The following is a 24212-nucleotide window of genomic DNA, read 5'->3' as shown; positions in this document are numbered from 1 at the left end:
TTCCCGCAGGGATGGGACAAACAAAGGCACCCCGGTCCGAGGGGCCGGGGTGCGCAGTGCGTGTGGAGCGGGCGACGGGAATCGAACCCGCGTATCGAGCTTGGGAAGCTAGCGCTCTACCATTGAGCTACGCCCGCACAGGATCCGCCGTGCAGGCGGATCCGGTCAACAACGAAACCGAGTTTACCCCAGTTCTGCGGCTGGCCGGAATTCAGGCCGGCTGGCCGGCCGTGGAGGCTTCCCGTTCGCGGGCTTCGGCGATTTCCTCTGCCCGGGCACGGTTGGCTTCCTCCGTCAGCGCCGCGCCGGCCGAGGCATCACGGGTCAGGTTTTCACCGGTCTCGGGGTCGAACAGATGCATCTTTCGGGTGTCCAGCCACAGTTCAGCGGAGCGCCCGCCGCGAATCCGGCTGGCGGCGTCCAGCGTGACCACGATCTGCGGCCGCAGTTCCTCGGCGTCCATCTCGCTGGCCAGCGAATTCAGCAGCTCCCGCACGGCGGGGTCCGGGTCGAAGTTGATGTAGCCGTACTGCTCGTTGCCCAGCCACTCGGTGTGGGTCAGTTCGGCCATGAACGTGGATCCCCGGTCCTTCTTGTGTTCTTCCACCAGGGAGGCGTCCTCAAAGAACTCGGGCCGCAAACCCGCGAGCACCACCTTCCTGCCTTCGGCCGCCCTGGCCCTGTCACCGGACACGGGGATGTCGCCGATCGGCGTCTTCAGGACGTTGCCCTCCAGGGTGGCCGGCAGGAAGTTCATGGACGGCGATCCGATGAAGCCCGCCACGAACAGGTTGACGGGCTGCTCGTAGAGTTCCCGCGGGGAAGCGATCTGCTGCAGCAAGCCCTTTTTCAGCACCGCCACCCGGTCGCCAAGGGTCATCGCCTCGGTCTGGTCGTGCGTGACGTAGACGCTGGTGACTCCCAGCCGCCGTTGCATCTGCGAGATCTCGGAGCGCATCTGGCCCCGCAGTTTCGCGTCCAGGTTGGACAGCGGCTCGTCGAACAGGAAGGCATCGGCCTGGCGCACGATCGCCCGGCCCATGGCCACGCGCTGCCGCTGGCCGCCGGACAGGTTCCCCGGCTTGCGCTCCAGGTGGTCGGTCAGTTCCAAGGTCTTCGCGGCGTCGGTGACGCGCCTCCGGATATCGTCCTCGGTGAACTTGCCCTTGGCCAGGCGCAGCGGGAACGCGATGTTCTCGAACACGGTCAGGTGCGGGTAGAGGGCATAATTCTGGAACACCATGGCCAGGTTCCGGTCCCTGGGGGCCTTTTCGTTGACGCGCTCGCCGTCGATCAACAGGTCGCCGGAGGTGATGTCCTCCAGCCCCACGATCATGCGCAGGAGGGTCGACTTGCCGCAGCCGGACGGTCCCACCAGGATGATGAACTCGCCGTCGGCGATGTCGATGCTGACGTCGTTGACGGCGGCGAAACCGTCGCCGTACTCCTTGACGAGGTTCTGCAGCGTGATCGATGCCATGGGATTTCCTTTCCTGCCGCGGGCTCAGCCCTTGACGGCGCCTTGGGTCAGGCCGGAGACGATTTGGCGCTGGAACAGCAGGACCAGCAGCACGATGGGAATGGTGACGATGATGGCCGCCGCGGAAATAGCGCCGACGGGGGATTCGAACTGGGAGGCGCCGGTGAAAAAGGCCAGCGCCGCTGGAACCGGCCGCGCCGCTTCGGTGGACGTCAGCGAAATGCCGTAGACGAAGTCGTTCCACGCGATGAAGAAGGCAATGATCGCCGTCGTAAAGACACCGGGTGCGGCCAGCGGCACGATGGCCTTGCGGAACGCCTGCCAGGTGGTGGCCCCGTCAACCTGTGCGGCCTGTTCCAGTTCCCACGGAATCTGGCGGAAGAACGCGGCCAGGGTCCAGATGGAGATCGGCAGGGTCAGCGAGAGGTAGGGGATGATCAGCCCGGGCCAGGTGTCATAGAGGCCGATGTTCCGCCAGATGTTGAACAGCGGCGTGACGATCGAGATCACCGGGAAGATGGACACCGCCAGCGCGGTGGTCAGGATGACCTTCTTGCCGGGAAAATTCAGCCGCGCGATGGCGTAGGCGCACAGGGTGGCCAGCACGACGGCGATGAAGGTCGCAATCAGCGCGATGCCGATCGAGTTCCGCAGCGAGCTCAGGAACAGCTCCTGCGCCGAGCCGACCAGGATCTGCTCGTAGTTCGAACCCGTCCAGGTGTTGGGCAGGAACTGTCCGGAGGTCAGTTCGCTGGGCAGCTTGAACGAGGTGGCCAGGATGGACGCCACCGGGAACAGCGCATAAATAAGCACCAGCACGGAGATGATGGTCCAGATGACCCGCTCCTTGGTCCGCGACGCTCTCATCACTTGCCTCCTCTCTGGCCGGCGAGGTCCACTTTGAACAGCTTGACGGCGATAAAACAGATCAGCAGTACGCAGACGAAGAGCAGCACGGACACCGCCGAACCCAGCCCGATTTCCAGCCGCCCGATCGAGGTCCGGTAGGCCAGCAGCGACAGCACCTCGGTGCCGAACGCGCCGTTGGTCATGATGAACACGTTGTCGAAGATGCGGAACGCATCCAGCGCGCGGAACAGCACGGCCACCATGATCGCCGCCTTCATGTTCGGCAGGATCACGCGCCGCATCCGCTGCCACCAGGTGGCGCCGTCGACCTCCGCCGCCTCGGTGAGTTCGTCGGGAACCTGGGCCAGGCCGGCGAGCAGCAGCAACGAGATGAACGGCGTGGTCTTCCAGATCTCGCTGGCCATGATCACGCTCAGCGATGTTCCGGTGTTGGCGAACCAGTTCAGGTCGGGATCAATCCCGGGCACCCAGTCGAACCATGAGTTCACGAAGCCGGAGTTGATATCGAACATGTAGAACCAGGCGAACGCGGACACCACCGTGATGATGCCGTACGGGACCAGGATCGCGGTGCGCAGCCAGCCTCGCACCGCCTTCAGCGCCTTGTGCATGACCAAGGCCAGCGCGAAGCCCAGGACGAGTTCGACGACGACGGTCACCACGGTGATCAGCAGCGTGACGCCCAGGTCCCGCCACCAGACGATGTCCGTGAGGATCACGCCGTAGTTGGCCAGCCCGATGAACTCGCGCTCGTCCGGCGCGGTGAGGCGGTAGCTGAAGAGCGAGTCGAACACGGCCTGCAGGATCGGGTAGGCGGTGACCGCCAGCATGATGACGAAGGCGGGACCGGCCAGCAGCCAGCCCAGCCGCCGCTCGGCCCTGGCGCGGTCGCTGTACTGCTGGACCGCGCGCCGCCGTCCGGCCCGTCCGGTCCCGCTGGCGGGCTGGGTGGGGATTTCGATCGAGGTGCTCACAGCAGGTTCTCCCCCCGTAGAACGGAGACGATGAAGTCTGAGGTTTCCTGCGGCGTCGTGGCCGGATCCACTTGCGACGGCGGGGCGAAATTCTGCTGCAGGCTGGTGGAAACTTCGTTGTAGAAGACGGTCTGCGGCCGCGGCGCGGACAACTCCAGGGACTCGCGGATGGTGTCCGCCATCGGGAAGGACTCCTCGATCCGCGGATCCTCGTAGGCCTCCGTATTTGAAGGCGGGTTGCCGTTGGTGATGAAGTACTCGGCCTGGTTCTCCGGGGTGACGATGCACTCGATGGCCGCGTAGGCCAGGTCGGGATGCTCGCTCGCGGCGCCGACGCCCAGATTGATGCCGCCCAGCGGCGGAGCGGCGGGGTCGGTTTCGTTCATCTGCGGGTACAGGGTCCAGCCGATGTCCTCGATCAGCGAGGGGTCCACCGTGCCTTCTTCCGCGGCGGTGTTCGTGGCCGGCCAGACGAACGGCCAGTTGACCATGAACGAGCCCTCGTCGCCCTGGAACAGGATCATGGAGTTGTTCTCGTCCTGGGTCGGCAGCCCCGGGCCGCCCAGCCCCTCCCGGCCGATGGTGGAGATGACCTCCGCCGCAGCCGTCCCGGGATCGCTGGCCAGCCCCAGCTCTATCTGATCGGCGTCCGCCTCGGGGTTCTCCAGGATCTGACCGCCCGCCGACTCGACCAACGCGTTCAGCCACACGGTCATGGACTCGCCGCGCTGGCCCTGGACGCCCAGGAACTTCTCCTGCTCGGCCGCGGCATCCATCAGCTGCTGCCACGTGACCGGCTGCGTCATGTCCAGCCCGGCGGCTTCGGCCACCGACTTCCGGTACCACAGCAGTTGGGTGTTGGCCCAGAACGGGACGGCGACCAGCTCGTCTTTCCACGTGGCCCCCGCGAGCGCGCCTTCCACCACGTTCTGCGTGGTGCGCTCCGCAACATCGTCCGGGACCGGCGCCAGGAACCCGGGCTCGGCCAGTTCGGGGATGAACGGCGGGTCCAGGCTCATGATGTCCAACGACGAATCGCCGGCCGCAAGGCGCCGGGCAAGCTGCTCCCGCTGGGAGGCCGCGTCATTGGGCAGCAGCGACGTCTCGATCCGGTACGCGCCGTCCGCCTGATCGGTGCACAGTTCCGCGATCGTCGCCTGCCCCCCGTCGTCGGGGTTGATGTACCAGGTCAGGGTGGGAGTTCCATCCTCGGGGCTGCAGCCCGCCAACAGCGTGGCTCCCAGCGCCAGCGTCACCGCCGCCCCCACGCGGGCTGTCGCGCGCCGGTGGCGCCGCCGGTTTTCGTCCTTGGGCATCGGCATGAGCCTCCCATTCTGGTAGACGCACTGGCCGCCCGGCTTCCGTTGCGCTTTGTGCCACGCAGCCTTGTGAAATAGAGCGTATTCTCCTGCAGGCGAATGCGCCATGGTTCGGCGGAGGTCAGGGACTGCGGGCCGGGGAATACCGCACGGCGGGCGGCACGTTGTGCCCCGTACTGCCGGAGTGCCCGGCAATTGATTTGAGGGACGGCGAGCATGACCACTCCACGCGACGAGACCCGCCGGCGGGAAAGCTGGCTCCGGTTCAGGGACAACCGGAACCAGGCGCTGGCAGCGGAGCACGGCTGGCTCACGCTCACCTCGCTGCAGTGGCTGCCGGCCGAGCCCGCGCGGCTGGAAAAGATCACCGGCCTGTGGAGCGCCAACGGGCCGGCATCCGGCGGCGGCCACGCCTCGTTGACGGCGAGCGCCGAGGACGGCCTGTATCTGGCGGACAGCGGGGAGCCGGCCACCGGCACCTTGACCGCATCCCTGGGAAACGAGGAGTCGCTGCTCTGGGTGCGCCGCGGCAGTATCGCCGTCGAATTGGCCGTCCGGGGCGACCGGTACGCCATCCGGACGCGGGACAACGACTCGCCCAAGCGGCGGGACTTCGCCGGGGTCCCGGTGTTCGATTACAACCCGGACCTGGTGGTGGCCGGCCGGTTCCAGGCGTATCCGGAGCCCCTCGCGCTGCAGATAGCCACCTCGAACCCGGCGGTGGGAGGCATCGCCACCGCCGTCGGCACGGTCAGCTTCGAATTGGGCGGAACCGTCCATACCTTGGTGGCGGAGCAAGAGAAACTGGGCGCCCTGTCGCTGAACTTCCACGACGAAACCAACGGAGACAGCACCGCCGGCTGGCGTTCCGTGGTGACCCGCCGTCCCGGGCCCGACGGCACGGTGCTGATCGATTTCAACCGGGCCACCAACTTCCCCAGCGCCTTTACCGCGTTCGGCACCTGCCCGATGCCGGTGGAAGGCAACATCATTGCGGCACCGGTGGAGGCCGGGGAGCGCCGCATGGGCTGAGCATCGCCGGGAACGGTGGCGCTTTGCCGCTCCTCTACGGCAGGATCAGTGGATGGACCCAACGGCGGGAGACTTCCGCACCATCACCGATGACCTGGCCGGCCGCTTGGCGGAGCTCCCTGACGATGCCTGGGACGACCCCGCGCTGGAGCTGGAGTGGAGCTGCCGCGAGACGGTGGCCCACGTCATGGACGACTTCGCGTTCTACGCCCTGCAGCTGTCGGGGCGGAACCCGCCGCGGGACGGCTACGTGGCGCTGCTGGACCCGCCGCCCTGGCGCCCGGGCGGGCCGCAGATCCTGTTCTGGCCCGACCCTGCCACGGGAACGGCCGGCATCGTCGGTTGTTTCGATGCCGCCGCGGGACTGCTGTACGCGGTGACGGCCACGGCCACCCGCACCCACCGCGGTTACCATCCGGCCGGGACCTCGGATGCCTCCGGATTCGCGGCGATGGGCATCGCCGAAGCCGTGTTGCACGGTTTCGACATACTGGCCGTCCACGGGGTCGGCTACCGGCCTGACGAAGCCGTCTTGAGACGGGTGCTGAACCGCATCTTTCCGGCCGCACGGCGCACCGACGATCCCTGGCAGGATCTGCTCCACGCCAGCGGCAGGACGCCCGAAACCCGCGGCCGGAAGTGGCGGTGGGACTCCTCGGTCCGCGGCTGAGGACCCCAGCGCGGCTGCGGAGCATTCGCGGCGCCGGGGCCGTAGGCTGGTAGCAGGCCTGCCACGAGGCAGGAGGACCGACGGAAGCCGCCATGACCGTAGACAAGAACACCCGACGTCTCGAGGACGACATCGAGACTGATTTCTCGGACAAGATGAGCTACGGCTCCTACCTGTCCCTGGGCCAGTTGCTCTCCGCCCAGCACCCGGTCAGCCGCCCGGAGCACCACGACGAGATGCTGTTCATCATTCAGCACCAGACGTCCGAGCTGTGGTTGAAGCTGGTGCTGCACGAGCTGCGCACCGTCCGGCAGAAGCTGCGCGACGACGACTTGCGGTTCGCCATGAAAGGCATCGCCCGGATTAAGCACATCCAGCGCTCGCTGACCGAGCAATGGTCCGTGCTGGCCACGCTGACGCCTTCCGAATACGCCGAATTCCGGGGCGATTTGGGTTCGGCGTCGGGCTTCCAGTCCTACCAGTACCGTGCCGTGGAGTTCCTGCTGGGCAACAAGAACAAGGGCATGCTGGCCGTCTTTGCGGACGATCCGGCCGCCCAGGCCATGCTGAGCGAGCTGTTGGAACAAAGCAGCGTGTACGACGAATTCCTGGCCTACCTGCACCGGCACGGCTACCCGGTTCCGGCGGAGCTGCTAAACCGTGACGTGACCGAGGCCCACGAGTTCAACCAGGAACTGGTGGGGACGTTCAAGGCGGTCTACGAGAATGCCGGCGCGAACTGGGACGTCTATGAGGCCTGCGAAGAACTGGTGGACCTGGAGGACAACTTCCAGCTCTGGCGCTTCCGGCACCTGAAGACGGTGGAGCGGACCATCGGGATGAAGCAGGGCACCGGCGGCTCCTCCGGCGCCGGCTTCCTTCGCCGGGCGCTGGAGCTCACCTTCTTCCCGGAGCTGTACGCGGTGCGCACGGAAATCGGCAAGGCCTGACCGCCGGCTTCTAAGCTGCCGGCGGAGGCCGTTCGTTCCCCCGCCGACAGCGGCCCGGTGGCCGCCACCGAGAGAGCTGCGGCCCGCCTGGTTCAATCGTCGCACCGCTGACACCGTTCCGACCAGAGGCCCGGTGCAAGTGCCCGGGCGAAGGCCGCGTCATGCGTCGGGGGAGAGCGCCGGTCCCGTGTATTTTTGAAGGGTGCTGATCTCCGACCGCGATATACGTGCCGAACTGGACTCCCAACGCATCGTCCTGGATCCGTTCCAGCCGGACATGATCCAGCCCTCAAGCGTGGACGTGCGGCTTGACCGGTTCTTCCGGCTGTTCGACAACCACAAGTACGCCCACATCGACCCGGAGTTGGAGCAGCCGGAGCTGACCCGGCTGGTGGAAGTGGACCCCGAGGAACCGTTCGTCCTGCATCCCGGCGAATTCGTGCTCGGCTCCACGTACGAGACCGTGACGCTGCCCCATGACATCGCGGCCCGGCTGGAGGGCAAGTCCTCGCTGGGGCGGCTGGGCCTGCTGACCCACTCGACCGCAGGGTTCATCGATCCCGGTTTCTCCGGGCACGTGACGCTGGAACTCTCCAATATGGCGACGCTGCCGATCATGCTCTGGCCGGGCTCCAAGATCGGCCAACTGTGCTTCTTCCGGTTGTCCTCGCCGGCGGAGCATCCGTATGGTTCGGGCGTATACGGCAACCGCTACCAGGGCCAGCGCGGCCCCACGGCTTCGCGCAGCTACCAGAACTTCCACCGCACCGTCATCGAACGCTGACCCTGGCCGGGCGTCTCAGGCGCGGGGCGTACTCGCGCGCTGGATCCGTGCCGGTGTCTTGACCGGCAGCAGCGCCAGCAAGCCGGCGACCAGCACGACGAGGATGCCCAGGATGCCGTGGCGCTGTTCGCCGAAAACGGTGATGGACAGCGCAAACAGGGACGGGGCCAGGAAGCTGACGGCGCGCCCGGTGGTGGCGTAGAGGCCGAAGAATTCGCCCTCCTCGCCGCGCGGCGCGAGCCGGGCCAGGTAGGCCCGGGACGACGACTGGGCCGGCCCCACGAACAGGCACAGCAGCAGGCCGAAGACCCAGAACGTGGTGTCGCCGGTCCAGGCGTTGCCCATGAACACGTGGTTGCCCGGGCCCAGCGCGAAAATGGCGACGGCGGCGACGATCAGCCCGACCAGCGCCCCCACGATGACGTTCTTCGGGCCGATGCGGTCGTCCAGGACCCCGCCCGCGACCGCGCCGACCGCGGCGACAACGTTCCCGGCGATGGCGAAGACAATTACCTGGCTGAGCGAGAAGCCGAAGGTGCCGGCGGCGATCACCCCGCCAAAGGTGAACACCGCCGCGAGCCCGTCGCGGAAGATGGCGCTGGCGATCAGGAAGAAAATCGTGTGCGGGCTGGAGGTGAAGATCGCCTTGATGCGGCGGAAGAGCAGCCCGTAGGACGCAAAAAAGCTCAGCGACGCGGCGGCAGGCTGGCGCGGGATCTCCGGGACGGCAAACAGTACCGGCAGCGCGAAGGCCATGAACCACACGGCGCAGAACACCGCCACCAGGCGGATGTTCAGCCCGTTCTCCGCCGTCGCCCCGAACCAGCCGGTTTCGGGCAGGACAAACCCGACCAGCACCAGGGCCAGCGCCACGACCCCGCCGACGTAACCCATGGCCCAGCCGAAGCCGCTGACCTTGCCGATGGTCGACGGCGTGGAGATCTGGGTGAGCATCGCGTAGTAATTCACGTTCGCGAACTCGAAGAAGATGTTGGCCAGCGCGATGAGTCCCACGCCCAGGAAAAGGAAGCCGGGGGAGGGGAAGACGAAGAAGCACAGGCCGGTCAGTACCGCGACGGCGACGCTGTTGAGCCCGAGCCACAGCCTGCGGCGGCCCCCGGTGTCGGAGCGTTGCCCGGTGACCGGGGCCAGGAGGGCGATGGCCAGCCCGGCGATGGCCAGCCCGTAGCCGAGGATTTCGGACGCGAAGGCCTCGCCGCCGAAGGCATCGCTGGTCAGATAGACGGTGAACACAAAAGTTGTCATGACCGCGTTGAAGGCGGCGGAGCCCCAGTCCCAGGAGGCCCAGGCCAGGACGTGCTTTTTATTCAACCGCTCCGCGGCCACGCCGCCCGCCGTGTGGGTTGCCGGAATGCCGGCCGACTCAGTCATACCGCGATGCTATCCGTTTCGCCTGCTGCGAACTTTGAGCAGCGCCGGGAGCCGCGTGAATCTTTGGCGAACAGCGGGATCACGAGCCCGCCGCGGCCTTCCCGGCCGCTGTCCGCGGCCCTCCCGGCGGCTGTCCGCGGCCCTCGGCGGGCGCCGCGCCGTCTATGCCATGGGTAGAATGGACCTTGGCCCTGTCCGTCTAAATCCTTGGCAAACCCGAAGGAAGTTCCGGAGTATCCTCGTGCTGATTGTGCTCACCCTGCTTTTTGCGGTGGCCTTTATAGCGCCCTTAATATTCCGGAAGCTCGGCCGCTCAACGTTCTATATCCTCGCCGCGGTTCCCGCCGCCGGATTCGTCTGGCTGATCGCCACGTTCGACAACTACACCGGGTCCAGCCAGGCGGCGCTGGACGGCGCTCCGAACGCCCCGCCGTCGGAGGTCTTCGCCTGGGTCCCGGGCCTGCAGCTGGAACTGGCCTTTCGGATGGACACCCTCGCGGCGGTGCTGTGCATCCTGATCCTGGGCGTCGGCGCCCTGGTGCTGTTCTACTGCGCCCGCTACTTCAAGGCCGACGATCCGGACATCGGTCCTTTCGGCGCGCAACTGCTGGCCTTCAGCGGCGCCATGTTCGGCCTGGTCACCGCCGATGACCTGATCCTGCTCTACATTTTCTGGGAACTCACCACCGTCCTGTCCTACCTGCTGATCGGGTACGCCAGGCACCGCCTCTCGGCGCGCCGGTCCGCGTTGCAGGCCCTGATGGTTACCACCCTCGGCGGGCTGACCATGCTGGTTGGCCTGCTCATGATCGGCCAAACCGCCGGCACCTACCGGATCTCCGAGATCCTCGCGGCAGCCGGAACGCTGATGGCACACGGCCAGATCATCGACATAGCCATCCTGCTGGTACTCATCGGCGCGATCAGCAAGTCCGCGTTGGTTCCCTTCCACTTCTGGCTCCCGGCGGCCATGGCGGCGCCGACCCCGGTCAGCGCCTACCTCCATGCCGCCGCCATGGTGAAGGCCGGCATCTACCTGGTGGCGCGGCTGTCGCCCGGATTCTCCAGCACCGACTACTGGCACGGCGTCGTGCTGGGGCTCGGGCTGCTGACCATGCTGGTGGGCGGCTGGCAGGCCATGCGCCAGAACGACCTGAAGCTGATCCTCGCCTACGGGACGGTCAGCCAACTGGGCTTCCTGACCCTGGTGGTCGGGCTCGGTTCGCAGGAAGCCGCGCTGGCCGGAATGGGCCTGTTGCTGGCCCACGGTTTCTTCAAGGCGACCCTGTTCCTGGTGGTGGGCATCATCGACCACCAGGCCGGAACGCGTGACATCCGCGAACTGTCGCACCTGTACCGCAAGGCCCCGAAACTGTTCGTGGTCGCCGTCATCGGTGCCGCGTCGATGGCGGGCCTGCCGCCCCTGCTGGGCTTCGTCGCCAAAGAGTCGGTCTACGAAGCCTTCATCCACCGGGCCGAAGTCTCCGGCTGGGTGGGGGGCCTGCTCCTGGCCGGCGTGGTGGCCGGATCCATCCTGACCTTTGCCTACAGCGCCCGCTTCGTCTGGGGCGGGTTCGCGGCCAAACCCGGCCGCGCGGCCATCGAGTTCAAGCCCATTCCGTGGGCCTTCCTGGCGGCTCCTGCCGTGCTCGCCGTAGCCACCGTGGTGTTCGGGCTCTGGCCAGCCCCGGTGGAAGCCGCCGTCGCCCCCTACGCCGGTCTCTTCACCCTGGACACCGCAGCCACGCACCTGGCGCTGTGGCACGGGGTGACGCCGGCTCTCGGGCTGACCGCTGTCACCATCGCCGCCGGTGTCGCCCTGTTCCTGCTGCGCACTCCGATAGCGGCCTTCCAAGCCAGGATCAGCTTCATCCCGGACGCGGACCGGATCTACCGCGGCATCATCGGCGTGCTGGACGAGGTGGCCATCTGGGTCACCGGCCGGACCCAGCGGGGCTCGCTGGTCTTTTACCTGTGCGTGATCCTGATCGTGGCGATCGTGACTCCGCTGAGCGCCATCGTCCTGATGGACGCTCCGCTGCCCGAGAGCGTGGTGTGGTTCGATACCCCGGCGCAGGCCATCGCGGGGCTGATCGTGGCGGCAGGAGCGCTGGGTGCCATCCGCGCGAACAAGCGCTTCATGGCGGTGCTGATGGTCTCGGTGGCCGGCTATGGCCTGGCCTTTATCTTCGCCATGCAGGGGGCGCCGGATCTGGCGCTGACCCAGATGCTGGTGGAAACAGTCTCCCTGGTGGCCATCGTGCTGGCCCTTCGGTCCCTGCCGGCGCGGCTGTGGCTGCGCACGCCGGGGCGCTTCAAACTGCTGCGCGCCATCATCGGCGCCGCTTTCGGCCTCACGATGATAGTGATCGCGATGACGGCGATGGCGGCACGCACGGCCGATCCGGTGTCCCTGGCCCTGCCGCAGCTGGCCTATGAGGGCGGCGGCGGCAAGAACATCGTCAACGTCATTTTGGTGGACATCCGGGCCTGGGACACGTTCGGCGAGATTTCCGTGCTGGCCCTGGCAGCTACCGGCGTGGCCAGCCTGATCTTCATCCGGAGCCGCGGGGAGAAGCGTCCGGAGCCCGTGGACGCCGTCGCCAGCGGATCCGTGGGGCGCGGTTACGAGACCGTGGCGCACTCGGACCGCGAGGCGGCGGCCCTGGCGACGGCCCGCAAGTTCGCCGTCGTCCCGCGCGACGCCTGGCTGGTGGCCGGCCGCACCCTGGCGCCGGAACGCCGCTCCATCATCTTCGAGGTGATCACCCGCCTCCTGTTCCACTCGGTGATGATCTTCTCCGTCTACCTGCTGTTGACCGGCCACAACCTCCCCGGCGGCGGGTTCGCCGGCGGCCTGCTGGCCGGCATCGCGCTGACCGTCCGCTATCTGGCCGGCGGACGGATCGAACTGGCCGAAGCCACGCCCATCAGCGCCGGCCTGCTGCTGGGCCTGGGGCTTGGCGCCGCGGCGCTGACCGCCGTCGTCCCGCTCTTCCTGGGCGGCCAGGTCTTCCAAAGCGCGATCCTTGAATTCAGCCTCCCGGTCTTCGGCGACCACAAGTTCGTCACCTCGACGATCTTCGACATCGGGGTCTACCTGGTGGTGGTGGGCCTGGTGCTGGACGTGCTGCGCAGTTTCGGCGCCGAGATCGACGAACGCACGGAGGAACGGACCCACGGCCGCCGCAAGACCGCCGAACTGCAAGTGCCCGCAACGATCGAGGAGGAGGTGTCCCGGTGACCGTGAACCTGACGCTGCTGCTGGTGATGGGCGTGCTGTTCGCCGTGGGCGTCTACCTGATCCTCGAACGCAGCCTGACCCGGGTCATGCTCGGCCTCATGCTCATCACCAACGGCGCCAACCTGCTGCTGCTCAGCACCGGCGGCCCGGCGGGCCTTGCCCCCATTTTCGGCAGCGACATCCCCGCCGACGCCTACAGCGATCCGCTGCCACAGGCGTTGATCCTGACCTCCATCGTGATTTCCTTCGCCGTCACCGCTTTCATGCTGGCCATCATTTACCGCTCCTGGGTGCTGGGGCGGCAGGACGAGGTGCAGGACGACATCGAGGACCGCCGCGTGGCCAACCAGCCCACCTTCGACGCCGAGGACGACGCGGAAATCCCAGCCGAGACCACCGAGTTCGTCCCGCCCGACGAAGCCGAGGAAACGCCAGCCACCACCAGGTCGCGGATGGAGAGAAAGCAGTGAACGCCGCCACCATCGCGCCGCTGGCAGTAGTCCTGCCGCTGTTGGGTGCTGCCCTGGCGTTCGTGCTGATCCGCCACCCCAACGCGCAGCGCAGGACCGGCGCCATCACGCTGACGGTGACGCTGGCACTGGAAGCCGTGATGCTGGCCTCGGCCTGGGCCAACGGCGCGCAGGCGGTGAACCTCGGCGGCTGGCTTCCCCCCTTTGGCATCACCCTGGTGGTGGACGAGCTGTCCGCCCTGATGCTGGTGGTCTCCTCGGCCGTCAGCCTGGCGGTGCTGCTGTACGCCTCCGGCCAGGGCATGACCGACGGCGACGAAGAAGGCCCGGTCTCGATCTTCCACCCGACCTACCTGATCCTGGTGGCGGGCGTTTCCAACGCGTTCCTGACCGGCGACCTCTTCAACCTGTACGTCGGCTTTGAAATGCTGCTCACGGCCAGTTACGTGCTGATGACGCTGGGTGGCACCAGCCCCCGGATCCGCGCCGGGGTGACGTACGTCGTTGTCAGCGTCATTTCCTCGGTGCTGTTTTTGGTCTCCATCGCGATGATCTACGCCGCCACCGGGACCATTAACATGGCCGACCTGGCGATCAAGCTCGGCCAGTTGGATCCTGCCACCCAGATGACGCTGCACCTGATGCTGCTGGTGGCCTTCGGCATCAAGGCGGCGGTATTCCCCCTGTCCTTCTGGCTCCCCGACTCCTATCCGACGGCGCCGGCGCCGGTTACCGCGGTGTTCGCCGGCCTGCTCACCAAGGTGGGCGTCTACGCCATGATCCGCACGGAGACACTGCTGTTCCCCGGCGACCGGCTGAACACGTTCCTGATGATCGTGGCGGTGCTGACCATGGTGGTGGGCATCCTCGGGGCCGTGGCCCAGATCGACATCAAGCGCATGCTCTCTTTCACCCTGGTCAGCCACATCGGCTACATGGTGTTTGGCCTGGCGATGTCCTCGGTGGTGGGGCTCGGCGCGGCGGTCTATTATGTGGCGCACCATATTACGGTGCAGACCAGCCTGTTCCTGGTGGCCGGGCTGATCGAACGACGCGGCGGAACCACGAACATGGACCGGCTGGGCGGCCTGGCCAAGCTGTCGCCGCTGCTGGCCATCCTGTTCTTCGTCCCGGCCATGAACCTGGCCGGCATCCCGCCGTTCTCCGGCTTCCTGGGCAAGATCGGCCTGGTGCAGGGCGGCGTGGAACTGGGCACCCCGGTCGCCTGGGTGCTCGTGGCGGGCAGCATGGTCACGTCGCTGCTGACCCTGCTGGCCATGGCACGGGTCTGGAACCGCGTGTTCTGGCGCCGCCCCGAAGACGCCGAGCACCCGGACCCGGTCCTGGTGGCCACCAAGCCCGACGGGTCCGCGCTGCGGACCACCCGCCACGTGGAAAACAAACCGCACGGGCGGTTCACCGGCCGCGGCGTCGTCCAGCTGCTGCCGCTGCCCATGGTCTGGCCGACGGTCGGGCTGGTGGCGATGGGCGTTGCCCTGACCGTGTTCGCCGGGCCCCTGTTCGAGCTCAGTGACCAGGCGGCGCGGGAGATGCTGCAGCGCACCCCGTACGTCGAGGCCGTCCTGGGTGAGGGCGCAATGCAGGAGGTGGGCCAATGAGGAAACCGCGCATCTCCATCTGGGTCGAGCTGCCGCTGCTGGCCTGGCTGGTCATCCTCTGGGGCTCCCTGTGGCAGGATTTCAGCCCGGGCAACCTGATCTTCGGCCTGCTGATCGCGCTGCTCATCGTGAACCTGTTCTACCTGCCGCCGGTCGAACTCAGCGGGCGCTTCAATCCGCTGGCCGCGGGAATTTTCGCCGCCACGTTCGTCTGGCAGGTCGCGGTCGCAAGCGTCGAAGTCCTGTGGCTGGCCCTGACCCGCGGCCCGACGCTGCGCAACGCGGTGGTGGCGGTCCGGCTGCGAAGCCACTCGGATTTGCTGGTGACTGCCACCGGGCATGCCATTTCGCTGATCCCCGGCAGTTTTGTGGTGGACGTGGACCGCTCGACGTCCACGCTTTACCTGCACGTGATCGACGTTGACACCGAGGAGGCCGCCGAGCGTTTTCGCGCCCAGGTGCGGCGGATCGAGGCCGGCCTGATCCGGACGATGGGCACGAAGGAAGAACTGGCGATGGTCAAGGCCGAAGGTACCGGCAGGGGAGGTGCAGTGTGAACGGGGACGTCATTCCGGTCGCGCAAATCGTCGTGAGCGCAGTGCTGGCCGGGGCCGCTGTACTGTCGCTGATCCGGCTGGCCCGCGGGCCGTCGCTGCTGGACCGGCTGCTGGCCATAGACGTGCTGCTGGCGATCGTCTGCGCCGGACTCATCGTGGACATGGCCGCCGGCGGCCACATGAACAACCTGACGCTGGTCGTCGTCATTAGCGTTGTCGGCTTCATCGGCTCGGTCGCCGTGGCTCGTTTCGTGACGGACGGGCGGCCCCGTGAACACTGACTTGATACTCGACATCGCGACCGCCGTCTGCCTGATCGCCGGCGCGGGGATGTCCCTGGCCGCGGCCATCGGCCTGCTGCGGTTTCCCGACCTGCTCTCGCGGATGCATGCGGCCACGAAGCCCCAGGTCTTCGGCCTGCTGCTGCTGCTGACTGGACTGGGATTGCAGCTGCGCAGCTGGGTGGCGGTGCCCGTGCTCCTCATAGCCTGGCTGTTCCAGTTGCTGACCGTGCCGGTGTCCGCCCACATGGTGGGCCGGGCCGGCTACCGCACCAAACACCTGCGCAAGGAAATCCTCAGCGTGGACGACCTCGACGCGGTGGTGGAGGCGGCGGCACGGGAAGACGCCGCGGCGTCCTCAGATGACGCACCGCTTGCCGGTGCCGGTGCCGACGGCGGCAGCCGTGCTATGGCAGGCGGGCAGGACGCCGGGAAGCCGGGGGAACGGCGCAGCGCGGGGGCGGCGGCCGTTCCCGGGCGGACCGACCGGGGCGGCGCCGGGCCCGCGGGAACTCCGTAACCTGCGGACCAAGGGGCGGTAACCTGCCGACCAACGGGGGCGCGTGCCTTGGGCGGGTGCCGGCGGCCGGTAACAGAACGCGATGGGGGACGGGCCCGCGGCCCGTCCCCCATCGGAATCCTCGAGGGACCGCTTAGACCATTTCCCGGGTCTTGTCGTAGCGGATGACCGCCTTGGCGGTGGCGCGCTTGGTCAGCACCTGGATCACGCGCGCCACGGTGCCGGACACCACGGCGAAGGCTACCGCCGCCCGCAGGCTGTTCTCCAGGTCATCGTCGCTCTTCGGCGCATCTTTTCCGGTGACCATCTTCCAAACAAGCCCCAGCAACTGGCTGGCTGCCAGGCCCGCGCCGATACTCACCAGTGTGCCCAAGAGCCTCAACACAACGCTCATGCCCGCTCCCTTCCGGGGCCGCAGCCCCGTCTCAACTGCTGTTCCGGTTCCCAGCCTACTGCCCGGCACCCGCCCGGGCCGTGTGCCGTCGTGCATTTTCCCCGGGTCTGCGCCCCGAATGCCGCGCCGCCGCGGGCGAGTGTAGACTGGTGCGTGCTGCCAGACAGCATCTAGTGACGACAGGGGAGCGTCCGACCGGCCGGTGCACACCGAGACCGGGAGGGACGCTGAGAGTGCGGATAGACCGCAGACCCTCGAACCTGCTCCGGTTAGTACCGGCGAAGGGAGTCGAGTTCTCGGGGCGCGCCGCGTGGCCGCCCTCCCCTCCTGCAACCAGGAGGATTCCAATGAGTACCGTTTCGAATGCACCCGCCACACCCACCCCTGCCCGGAAGCAGCGTTACGGCTGGCGGGTAGTGGACATCGTCGTGGCCTCGGTGGTCGCCGTGGCCGTCGGCGTCATCTTCTGGGCCTGGTCGGCGGGCTGGCCGCTGATCGAGGGCCTGACCATAGCCTTCCCGCCTTCCGCCGGGCTGTACACGGGCGGCTGGCTAATGGCGGGCGTGCTGGGCGGGCTGATCATCCGCAAGCCCGGGGCCGCCATCTACTGCGAGATGCTGGCCGCGGTTGTCTCCGCGCTGCTGGGCACGAGCTTCGGCATGACCGTCCTGGTCTCCGGCCTGATCCAGGGCCTGGGCGCCGAGGTCGTCTTTCTGCTCTTCCTGTACCGCAGGTTCAACCTGGGCGTGGCGCTGCTGGCCGGCCTGGGCGCAGGCCTGGCGCTGTCCATCAGCGAGAACATCCTCTACAACATGCTCTGGGCCGCCGAGTGGCAGCTGGCCTACGTGGGCTTCGCGGCGGTGTCCGGCGTGGTGATCGCCGGGCTGCTGCCGTGGCTGGCGGTCAGGGGCCTGGCGAAGACGGGTGCGCTGTCCTCCTTCGCCGCGGGACGCACGGCAGACGCCTGAGCCGTTTGATGGGAGCGCAGAGTACGACGGCGGCGCCCGGCCCGGTGCCGGTCCTCGCCGAGGGGTGGGGCTGGCGGCATGCCGGCCGCAAGGATCCGGCGGTGCGTGCGGCCAGTTTCAGCATCGCCCCGGGCGAACGGGTACTGCTGCTGGGCGCCTCCGGGGCCGGCAAGTCCACGCTGCTGCACGCCATGGCCGGCGTCCTCGGCGACGAGGGCGAAGGCGAGGAGACCGGCCGGTTGAGCGTGGCGGGGGTGCGTCCCTCCGAGGCCCGCGGCCGGGCCGGCCTCGTGCTGCAGGATCCGGAGAGCCAGCTGGTGCTGGCCCGGGTGGGCGACGAGGTGGCCTTCGGGGCGGAGAACCTGTCGCTGCCGCGCGGGCAGATCTGGGACCGGGTCCGTGAATCCCTGGCCGATGTCGGCCTGGCCGTGCCGCTGGAACATCCCACGTCGGCGCTCTCCGGGGGCCAAAAACAGCGGCTGGCGCTGGCTTCCGTCCTGGCCATGCGGCCGGGGCTGCTGCTGTTGGATGAGCCGACCGCAAACCTGGATCCCGCCGGGGTGCGGGAAGTACGGGACGCCGTGGCCCGGGTGCTGGACCGCACCGGCGCCACCCTGGTGGTGGTCGAGCACCGGGTGGCGGTCTGGGCGGACGTCGTGGACCGCGTGATCGTGCTCGCGGCCGGCGGCGGCGTGCTGGCCGACGGGCCGCCGGGCAAGGTGCTCGCCGAAGGCGCCGCCCGCGACCGGCTGATCGAGGCAGGCGTCTGGGTTCCCGGTCATACCCCGCGGCTGGAGCTGCCCGCGGCGCCGGCCCCGGGCGGGCCGTTGCTGCGGGCGGCGGCACTGGACGTGTCGCGGAACCGGAAAGCCGCGCCGGTGCTGCGCGGGGTGGACCTGGACCTGTTGGCCGGGCAGGCGCTCAGCGTCACCGGCGCGAACGGTGCCGGCAAATCCACCCTGGCCCTCACCCTCGCCGGCCTGCTGGCACCCGCGGGAGGGGATCTCTCGGCGACACCGGCCTTGCAACGCGGTGCCGGCCTGTCACCGGCGAAGTGGAAGTCCGCGCAGCTGGTGACCCGGATCGGCAGCGTCTTCCAGGAACCTGAACACCAGTTCCTCACCGGCACGGTGCTCGACGAACTGGAATTCGGTCCCCGCCGCGTGGCCAAACTGCCCGAGGCGACCGTCCGGCAGCGCGTGGACACGATCGCCGAGCGGCTCCGGCTGACCCGCCTGCTGCAGGCCAACCCGTTCACCCTCTCGGGCGGCGAGAAACGCAGGCTGTCGGTAGCCACCATGCTGGCCACCGGCCCGGACATCCTGATGCTGGACGAGCCGACCTTCGGACAGGACGCCAACACCTGGGCCGAACTGGTCACGCTGCTGGCCGAGCTGGTGGCCGAGGGCCGGAGCGTGGTCTCGGTGACGCACGACGACGACTTCACCGCCGCGCTCGGCGGCGCCGTCATCCGGGTGGCGGACGGCGGCGTTCGCCCGGCCCAGCCGCTTGGGAGGGCAGCATGAGCATGGACCTGATGAACCCGCGGCTGGCCGCCTCCCCGTTCAGCCGCGCCAACCCGGTATCGAAGCTGGCCGCCGCCGCCCTGGTCACCGTGGTGGTCATGCTCAGTGTGGACTGGGTCAGCGCCTCCGTGGTGCTGGCCGCCGAACTGTTGCTGATGCCCGTGCTGGGTGTCAGCCCATGGCTGCTGCTGAAGCGCGGCTGGCCGCTGTTGGCGGCGGCTGCCGTCGGGGCCTGGGCAACGGCCTTGCTGGCCGAGAAGACCGGGGCCGTGCTGTTCCGGTTCGGTCCGCTGATCTTCACCGAGGACTCGGTGGCCGGCGGCGTTGCCATCGGCCTGCGGTCGCTCGCCGTTGCGCTGCCGGGAATTTTCCTGCTCCTGACGACCGACCCGACGGACCTGGCGGACGCCTTGGCGCAGAAGCTGAAGCTGCCCCACCGGTTCGTGCTGGGAGCGCTGGCCGCCATGCGGCTGGTGGGGCTGCTGGTGGAGGAATGGCGCACCCTCGGTCTGGCGCGCCGCGCCCGCGGTGTCGGGGCGGAGAACCGGCCGCTGGCCAAGGCGGGCGCGTTCGCGGGCCAGGCGTTCGGCCTGATCGTGCAGGCCATCCGCCGGGCCACCCGGCTGGCCGTCGCGATGGAGGCCCGCGGCTTCGGCGCCGGGCCCCGGACTTGGGCGCGCGAATCCACCTACAGCATGGTGGATGTGTGGGTGTTGCTCGGCGGCGCGGTCGTCGCCGGCGCAGCCGCCGCCGCCGCCGTGGCCGCCGGGACCTGGAACTTCATCTTCGTGTGAACCGGCCCCCGGCGGACCCCGGCGATCGACGATCCATGAGAGCCGGGGTCCGCCGATCCATACAGGGCTAAGGCTTGAGCACCACCTTGATGCAGCCGTCCTCCTTCTTCTGGAACTTCTCGTACATCTCCGGCGCCTGCTTTAACGGAACCTGGTGGGTCGCCAGGTCGAGCACGCCCAGCGGGTCCGACGGGTCGTCGACCAGCGGCAGCAGATCGTCGATCCACCGCTTCACGTTGCACTGGCCCATCCGCAGCTGGAGTTGCTTGTCGAACATGGTCAGCATCGGCAGGGGGTCCTTCATCCCGCCGTACACGCCGCTGATCGAGATCGTGCCGCCGCGCCGGACGGCGTCGATGGCGGTGTAGAGCGCGTCGAGCCTGTCCACCCCTGCCGCCTCCATCGCCTTGCGGCCCACGGCGGACGGCAGCAGCCCCACCGCCTGGTGGACCGCGCCGGCCACGGGCGAGCCGTGCGCCTCCATGCCCACGGCGTCCACCACCGAGTCCGGCCCGCGGCCGTCCGTACGCTCCCGCAGGTCGTCCGCGACGTCGCCGTGCAGGTCCAGCGTCTCGATGCCGTGGCGCTCCGCCATTGCCCGCCGCTCCGCCACGGGGTCCACCGCGAGCACCCGGTAGCCGAGGTGCCGGCCGATCCGGGCGGACATCTGGCCGATGGGACCAAGGCCGAGCACGGCCAGGGAACCGACCTCCGGCGGGGCCGCGTACTGCACGGCCTGCCACGCGGTGGGCACCACATCGGAGAGGTACAGGTAGCGCTCGTCCTCACCGGCGTGGGGCACCTTGATGGGTCCGTAGTCCGCGTGCGGCACACGCAGGTACTCGGCCTGTCCGCCGGGCACCGAGCCGTAAAGCCGCGAGTAGCCCAGGAACTGGGCATTGTTGTTGTACTCGCGGACCTGGGTGGTCTCGCACTGGGACTGCAGGCCCTGCCGGCACATGAAGCAGTGGCCGCAGGAGACGTTGAACGGGATGACCACCCGGTCCCCGGCCTTGATGTGCGTGACGGCCGAGCCGACCTCCTCCACGATCCCCATGGGCTCATGTCCGATGATGTCGCCCTTGTCCATGAAAGGAGTGAGCACCTCGTAGAGGTGCAGGTCGGAGCCGCAGATGCCGGTCGAGGTGATCCTCACGATCGCGTCCGTGGGCTCCTGGATCCGCGGATCCGGGACCTCCTCCACGCTGACCGAGCGCTTCCCTTGCCACGTCAGAGCCTTCATTGTCCTCCTTCTCAGGGCTGCCGCCCCGGACGGAACGACAGCATGCTGATCTTTCGGTCCAATCGACCCTAACACTGCACCAACGCGGTGGTCGAAGCGGGTATCGATCCCGGAAGGCGTCCAGGCCGAGGGGCATTTTTCATCAGTCCGACGGCAGGACGGCGTCCTACGAACCGACCAGGACGAAGACGTTGCCGTCGGGCGCACGCATCACGGCCACATGCCCCGACTCGGTGGCGAAGGGCGCCTCGATCCATTCCACTCCGCCGTTGGAAGACAGCTCCTCGTAGGCGCGCCGGACATCGCCCACGAAGACTTCGACCTCGAGGCGCCGGTTGTCGGGGTTGTCGCTGAGAACGAGTTCGGAACTGTTCCCGTCCGGAAAACGCATGCCCACCAGGGTCCATGCCAGTCCTGCCGGCGTCTTGCGGTTGATCCGCCAGGACTCCCGCATCCCGAGCCCGGCATAAAACCTGACGGAGGCCTCAACGTCGAGGGTCGGCATGCAGACGCATTCAAGCTTCATGAACATGGGCGGTGGCTCCTCGGAAGACCCGGTCGGGGCAGCGTTAGGCGCGATGTTTCCTCACCGGTTACTCCTCCTGGCTGCCCTGGGCCAGCAGCGCCGTCAGTTCCTGGGTCAGATCGGGGGAGACGGGGATTTCCTTACCGTCGATGCTCTTGACCGGGGCAAGCAGGCGGATGCTCGAAACCAGCCAGACGGCGTCGGCTTCATAGAGGTCGTGCGGCTCCAGCGGGCCGTAGCCCAGCTGCCACCCGGCGGCTTCTGCCGCCTTGAACAGCACCGACTGGGACGTGCCCGGCAGGATGCCGCTCTCCAGCAGCGGCGTCACCAGCGTCTTCACGCCGTCGCGCACCCGTGCCATCAGCACCGTGGACGTGGGCCCTTCCAGCACGCGGCCGTCGCTGGACGTGAAGATGGCGTCGTCGGCGCCGTTCTTGTGCGCATAACGCAGCGCCGCCATGTTGACCGCGTAGGAGAGAGTCTTGGCCCCCATGAGCAGCCACGGGGCGCGTTCGGCCAGCGAGCTGTCGTACCCGCGGTCGAGCAGCAGCACGGAAATGCCGTCGGTGCGCTGGCGCCGCCCTGCCGCCGGCGGCAGCGAGGCCTGAACCCAGGCCGTGGGTGTGGGTGCACCTTCCACGCCGCGGGTCACCAGCAGCTTGATTACCAGCTCCTCGGCCGGCGGGTGCTCGGCGATTGCCGTCGCGATGGCACGCTCCCAGGCGTCCGGGGAGGGAAGCTGCAGGTCCATGGCCCGGGCGGAGCCGGCAAGCCGGTCCAGGTGCGCCCGCAGCTTGCGCGGGACCCCGTTGACCGCCAGCAGGGACTCGAAGATGCCGTCTCCGCGGGTGGCCCCGAGATCGGTGGCCATCAGCTGGGGCCGGGAGGCATCTGCGACACGTCCCGCCTCGTGGGCAGGGTCCAAAAACACCAGAACTGTCATGGCTCCAGCTTAGTGAGTCTGCCCCCAAACGCCGGGTAGGCTGGGAGGATTGCGCCGGCACACGGCGGGAGGGGAGGAACAGCCGCGTGCTGTGGTCGTTTGCGGGGCTGGGCACATTCCCCGAGTGGGCCGTCGTGATTCTGGGCGTCGTGGATATGGCCATCCGCGTTATCGCCCTGGGCGTGATTCCCGGGAACCGCCGCCCCAATACCGCCATGGCCTGGCTGTTGGCCATCTTCTTCATCCCGCTGATCGGGCTGCTGCTCTTCTTCATGTTCGGCCGGTACCGCCTCTCGGAGCGCCGGATCGCCAAGCAGTCGGAGATCAACGGCCGGGTGTGGGCCGCCACCCGCAACCTTAAGGAGCCGACCAGCGAGCAGGAAGCCCCGGCCTGGGTGCATTCGGCGGCAGAGTTGAACCGGCGGCTCGGCGCCTTCCCCATGGTGGACAGCAACCACGTGGAGCTGTATCCGGGTTACGACGAGTCCATTGCCGCGATGACCGAGGCCGTGCGCGAGGCGCGTGAGTTCGTGAACATCGAGTTCTACATCATGAGCCGCGACGAAACCACCGGCAAGCTCTTCACCGCCCTGGAAGAAGCCGCCGCCCGGGGTGTCCGCGTGCGCCTGCTGTTCGACCACATCGGCACCCTCCGCGTCGCCGGCTACCGCAAGTTCCGCCGCTGGCTCGAGACCACCGACATCGACTGGCGCCGCATGCTGCCCGTGCTGCCGGTCCGCGGCCAGTGGCGCCGGATCGACCTGCGAAACCACCGCAAGATCCTGGTGGTGGACGGCCGGGTGGCGTTCACCGGGTCGCAGAACCTGATCGAGCCCGGCTACCGCCGCACGTCCAGCCATGAAATCGGCCGCAAATGGGTGGAACTGATGGCGCGCTACGAAGGGCCCATCGTCACGGCGCTGAACGTGGTGTTCGCCACCGACTGGTCCAGCGAAACCGACGACACGCTCGAAGGCGAGCTGTTCACCCCGGCCCCCTTCCGCGAGCCCGGCCCCATGACCTGCCAGGCCCTGCCCAGCGGCCCAGGCTTCGCAACCGAGAACAACCTGCGCTTGTTCAACACGCTCATCTACGCGGCGGTGGAGCGGCTGTCCATCTGCAGCCCGTACTTCGTGCCGGATGACTCGCTGCTCTATGCCATTACGACGGCGGCCCAGCGCGGCGTAGAGGTCGAATTGTTCGTATCCGAACGCGGCGACCAGCTGCTGGTCCATCACGCCCAGCAGTCCTACTATCAGGCGCTGCTGGAGGCCGGCGTGCGGATCTACCGCTACCCGAAGCCGCTGGTGCTGCACGCCAAGCACTTCACCGTGGACGATGAGGTCGCGGTCATCGGCTCCAGCAACATGGACATGCGCTCCTTCTCCCTGAACATGGAGGTCTCCGTCATGATGCTCGGGGACCACATCGTTGAGCAGGTCTCGGAGATCCAGGACAGCTATCGGGTCATTTCCCGGGAGCTCACGCTCGAGGAGTGGAGGCAGCGGCCCCGCTGGCAGCGCTACGTGGACAACGTGGCCAGGCTGACGGCCACGCTGCAGTAACCGGGCCCCACTCGGGGCGGTGCTTGTTGCCCTCCGTGAACGCCGCCAGGATCTGCCGCTTGAAGTCCGGCCGCGGGTGCGCCGCGGTGGA

22 protein-coding genes, 1 tRNA gene, 1 pseudogene and 1 riboswitch are annotated in these 24212 nt (G+C 68.0%); of the genes and pseudogenes, 14 read left to right on the top strand and 10 right to left on the bottom strand.

The features are described 5' to 3' along the window. Positions 1-63: 63 nt before the first annotated feature. The 5 genes from AC5RVV_RS07585 to AC5RVV_RS07565 form a co-directional block, all read right to left on the bottom strand. Positions 64-137: transfer RNA gene (locus AC5RVV_RS07585), tRNA-Gly, on the bottom strand. Between the two features lie 74 nt (positions 138-211). Then, positions 212-1480, bottom strand: a complete 1269-nt coding sequence (locus AC5RVV_RS07580) for an ABC transporter ATP-binding protein (RefSeq protein ID WP_494000720.1) — start codon at positions 1478-1480, stop codon at positions 212-214. Between the two features lie 24 nt (positions 1481-1504). Then, a complete protein-coding gene (locus AC5RVV_RS07575) occupies positions 1505-2347 on the bottom strand; it encodes a carbohydrate ABC transporter permease (RefSeq protein WP_494000719.1) in 843 nt (280 codons plus the stop codon). Continuing rightward, positions 2347-3306 (bottom strand): carbohydrate ABC transporter permease, encoded by a 960-nt coding sequence (locus tag AC5RVV_RS07570; RefSeq protein ID WP_494001303.1) that lies wholly within the window; start codon positions 3304-3306, stop codon positions 2347-2349. Before AC5RVV_RS07570 ends, AC5RVV_RS07575 begins: the two co-directional genes overlap by 1 nt. A gap of 14 nt (positions 3307-3320) precedes the next feature. After that, positions 3321-4640, bottom strand: a complete 1320-nt coding sequence (locus AC5RVV_RS07565; protein ID WP_494000718.1) for an extracellular solute-binding protein — start codon at positions 4638-4640, stop codon at positions 3321-3323. Between the two features lie 219 nt (positions 4641-4859). Here AC5RVV_RS07565 and AC5RVV_RS07560 point away from each other — a divergent pair, with 219 nt between their 5' ends. The 4 genes from AC5RVV_RS07560 (at position 4860) to dcd (ending at position 8079) form a co-directional block, all read left to right on the top strand. After that, entirely contained in the window at positions 4860-5675 is an 816-nt protein-coding gene (locus AC5RVV_RS07560; RefSeq protein WP_494000717.1) for a DUF1684 domain-containing protein, read from the top strand. 52 nt (positions 5676-5727) lie between these two features. Then, positions 5728-6345: a DinB family protein gene (locus AC5RVV_RS07555; RefSeq protein WP_494000716.1), complete on the top strand. Its 618-nt coding sequence runs from the start codon at positions 5728-5730 to the stop codon at positions 6343-6345. Positions 6346-6437: 92 nt separating this feature from the next. Beyond that, the gene (locus tag AC5RVV_RS07550; protein WP_494000715.1) at positions 6438-7295 is read left to right on the top strand and encodes a tryptophan 2,3-dioxygenase; all 858 of its coding nucleotides are present in this window, start codon (positions 6438-6440) and stop codon (positions 7293-7295) included. A gap of 202 nt (positions 7296-7497) precedes the next feature. Next, complete coding sequence (gene dcd / locus AC5RVV_RS07545; protein WP_494000714.1) at positions 7498-8079, top strand: dCTP deaminase; 582 nt, start codon at positions 7498-7500, stop codon at positions 8077-8079. Positions 8080-8094: 15 nt separating this feature from the next. Here dcd and AC5RVV_RS07540 read toward each other — a convergent pair whose 3' ends face one another. After that, a complete protein-coding gene (locus AC5RVV_RS07540) occupies positions 8095-9471 on the bottom strand; it encodes an MFS transporter (protein WP_494000713.1) in 1377 nt (458 codons plus the stop codon). A 241-nt stretch (positions 9472-9712) separates the two neighbouring features. Between AC5RVV_RS07540 and AC5RVV_RS07535 the strand changes: the two genes are divergently transcribed. The 6 genes and pseudogenes from AC5RVV_RS07535 to mnhG all read left to right on the top strand — a co-directional run. Continuing rightward, a complete protein-coding gene (locus AC5RVV_RS07535) occupies positions 9713-12715 on the top strand; it encodes a Na+/H+ antiporter subunit A (protein WP_494000712.1) in 3003 nt (1000 codons plus the stop codon). Continuing rightward, entirely contained in the window at positions 12712-13185 is a 474-nt protein-coding gene (locus tag AC5RVV_RS07530) for a Na(+)/H(+) antiporter subunit C (protein ID WP_493989594.1), read from the top strand. The genes AC5RVV_RS07535 and AC5RVV_RS07530 overlap by 4 nt, the downstream gene beginning before the upstream one ends. Further along, positions 13182-14804, top strand: coding sequence for a Na+/H+ antiporter subunit D (locus AC5RVV_RS07525; RefSeq protein WP_494000711.1), 1623 nt, complete (start codon positions 13182-13184; stop codon positions 14802-14804). The genes AC5RVV_RS07530 and AC5RVV_RS07525 overlap by 4 nt, the downstream gene beginning before the upstream one ends. Continuing rightward, positions 14801-15361 carry a Na+/H+ antiporter subunit E gene (locus AC5RVV_RS07520; RefSeq protein ID WP_494000710.1) on the top strand — a complete coding sequence of 187 codons (561 nt, stop codon included), beginning with the start codon at positions 14801-14803 and terminating at the stop codon, positions 15359-15361. The genes AC5RVV_RS07525 and AC5RVV_RS07520 overlap by 4 nt, the downstream gene beginning before the upstream one ends. Next, positions 15358-15642 carry an MrpF/PhaF family protein gene (locus AC5RVV_RS07515; RefSeq protein ID WP_494000709.1) on the top strand — a complete coding sequence of 95 codons (285 nt, stop codon included), beginning with the start codon at positions 15358-15360 and terminating at the stop codon, positions 15640-15642. The genes AC5RVV_RS07520 and AC5RVV_RS07515 overlap by 4 nt, the downstream gene beginning before the upstream one ends. Beyond that, positions 15632-16009 (top strand): annotated as a pseudogene (gene mnhG / locus AC5RVV_RS07510) (monovalent cation/H(+) antiporter subunit G); the annotation flags it as partial. The gene AC5RVV_RS07515 and the pseudogene mnhG, both read left to right, overlap by 11 nt. Positions 16010-16295: 286 nt before the next feature. Here the strand turns inward: mnhG and AC5RVV_RS07505 are convergent. Beyond that, positions 16296-16556, bottom strand: coding sequence for a DUF4235 domain-containing protein (locus tag AC5RVV_RS07505; protein WP_494000708.1), 261 nt, complete (start codon positions 16554-16556; stop codon positions 16296-16298). A 171-nt stretch (positions 16557-16727) separates the two neighbouring features. Further along, positions 16728-16860, top strand: a riboswitch (TPP riboswitch). A 43-nt stretch (positions 16861-16903) separates the two neighbouring features. Between AC5RVV_RS07505 and AC5RVV_RS07500 the strand changes: the two genes are divergently transcribed. The 3 genes from AC5RVV_RS07500 to AC5RVV_RS07490 are packed head-to-tail and all read left to right on the top strand — an operon-like array spanning position 16904 to position 19844. Beyond that, entirely contained in the window at positions 16904-17524 is a 621-nt protein-coding gene (locus AC5RVV_RS07500) for an ECF transporter S component (RefSeq protein ID WP_494000707.1), read from the top strand. Positions 17525-17532: 8 nt separating this feature from the next. Then, entirely contained in the window at positions 17533-19050 is a 1518-nt protein-coding gene (locus tag AC5RVV_RS07495; protein ID WP_494000706.1) for an ABC transporter ATP-binding protein, read from the top strand. Next, entirely contained in the window at positions 19047-19844 is a 798-nt protein-coding gene (locus AC5RVV_RS07490; RefSeq protein WP_494000705.1) for an energy-coupling factor transporter transmembrane component T family protein, read from the top strand. The genes AC5RVV_RS07495 and AC5RVV_RS07490 overlap by 4 nt, the downstream gene beginning before the upstream one ends. Positions 19845-19911: 67 nt before the next feature. Here AC5RVV_RS07490 and AC5RVV_RS07485 read toward each other — a convergent pair whose 3' ends face one another. From AC5RVV_RS07485 to AC5RVV_RS07475, 3 genes are all read right to left on the bottom strand, one after another. Continuing rightward, complete coding sequence (locus tag AC5RVV_RS07485; RefSeq protein WP_494000704.1) at positions 19912-21087, bottom strand: zinc-dependent alcohol dehydrogenase; 1176 nt, start codon at positions 21085-21087, stop codon at positions 19912-19914. 166 nt (positions 21088-21253) lie between these two features. Beyond that, on the bottom strand, positions 21254-21619 hold the full coding sequence (locus tag AC5RVV_RS07480) for a VOC family protein (protein WP_494000703.1): 366 nt from the start codon (positions 21617-21619) through the stop codon (positions 21254-21256). 61 nt (positions 21620-21680) lie between these two features. Next, entirely contained in the window at positions 21681-22556 is an 876-nt protein-coding gene (locus AC5RVV_RS07475) for an aminodeoxychorismate lyase (RefSeq protein ID WP_494000702.1), read from the bottom strand. Positions 22557-22642: 86 nt separating this feature from the next. Here AC5RVV_RS07475 and cls point away from each other — a divergent pair, with 86 nt between their 5' ends. After that, a complete protein-coding gene (gene cls / locus AC5RVV_RS07470; protein WP_494000701.1) occupies positions 22643-24121 on the top strand; it encodes a cardiolipin synthase in 1479 nt (492 codons plus the stop codon). The last annotated feature ends 91 nt before the right edge of the window (positions 24122-24212 follow it).

This window comes from Arthrobacter sp. MDT2-34-1 (assembly GCF_059091365.1).
This window is presented reverse-complemented; position numbering and strand designations above follow the sequence as displayed.

Excerpts from the sequence above, each read along its gene's own strand:
- AC5RVV_RS07475 (WP_494000702.1), bottom strand. The coding sequence starts at position 22,556 with ATGACAGTTCTGGTGTTTTTGGACCCTGCCCACGAGGCGGGACGTGTC.
- AC5RVV_RS07565 (WP_494000718.1), bottom strand. The coding sequence starts at position 4,640 with ATGCCCAAGGACGAAAACCGGCGGCGCCACCGGCGCGCGACAGCCCGC.
- AC5RVV_RS07480 (WP_494000703.1), bottom strand. The coding sequence starts at position 21,619 with ATGTTCATGAAGCTTGAATGCGTCTGCATGCCGACCCTCGACGTTGAG.
- AC5RVV_RS07485 (WP_494000704.1), bottom strand. The coding sequence starts at position 21,087 with ATGAAGGCTCTGACGTGGCAAGGGAAGCGCTCGGTCAGCGTGGAGGAG.
- AC5RVV_RS07500 (WP_494000707.1), top strand. The coding sequence starts at position 16,904 with ATGAGTACCGTTTCGAATGCACCCGCCACACCCACCCCTGCCCGGAAG.
- AC5RVV_RS07550 (WP_494000715.1), top strand. The coding sequence starts at position 6,438 with ATGACCGTAGACAAGAACACCCGACGTCTCGAGGACGACATCGAGACT.
- AC5RVV_RS07490 (WP_494000705.1), top strand. The coding sequence starts at position 19,047 with ATGAGCATGGACCTGATGAACCCGCGGCTGGCCGCCTCCCCGTTCAGC.
- AC5RVV_RS07560 (WP_494000717.1), top strand. The coding sequence starts at position 4,860 with ATGACCACTCCACGCGACGAGACCCGCCGGCGGGAAAGCTGGCTCCGG.
- AC5RVV_RS07520 (WP_494000710.1), top strand. The coding sequence starts at position 14,801 with ATGAGGAAACCGCGCATCTCCATCTGGGTCGAGCTGCCGCTGCTGGCC.
- AC5RVV_RS07580 (WP_494000720.1), bottom strand. The coding sequence starts at position 1,480 with ATGGCATCGATCACGCTGCAGAACCTCGTCAAGGAGTACGGCGACGGT.
- AC5RVV_RS07555 (WP_494000716.1), top strand. The coding sequence starts at position 5,728 with ATGGACCCAACGGCGGGAGACTTCCGCACCATCACCGATGACCTGGCC.
- AC5RVV_RS07495 (WP_494000706.1), top strand. The coding sequence starts at position 17,533 with ATGGGAGCGCAGAGTACGACGGCGGCGCCCGGCCCGGTGCCGGTCCTC.
- AC5RVV_RS07575 (WP_494000719.1), bottom strand. The coding sequence starts at position 2,347 with ATGAGAGCGTCGCGGACCAAGGAGCGGGTCATCTGGACCATCATCTCC.
- AC5RVV_RS07540 (WP_494000713.1), bottom strand. The coding sequence starts at position 9,471 with ATGACTGAGTCGGCCGGCATTCCGGCAACCCACACGGCGGGCGGCGTG.
- AC5RVV_RS07505 (WP_494000708.1), bottom strand. The coding sequence starts at position 16,556 with ATGAGCGTTGTGTTGAGGCTCTTGGGCACACTGGTGAGTATCGGCGCG.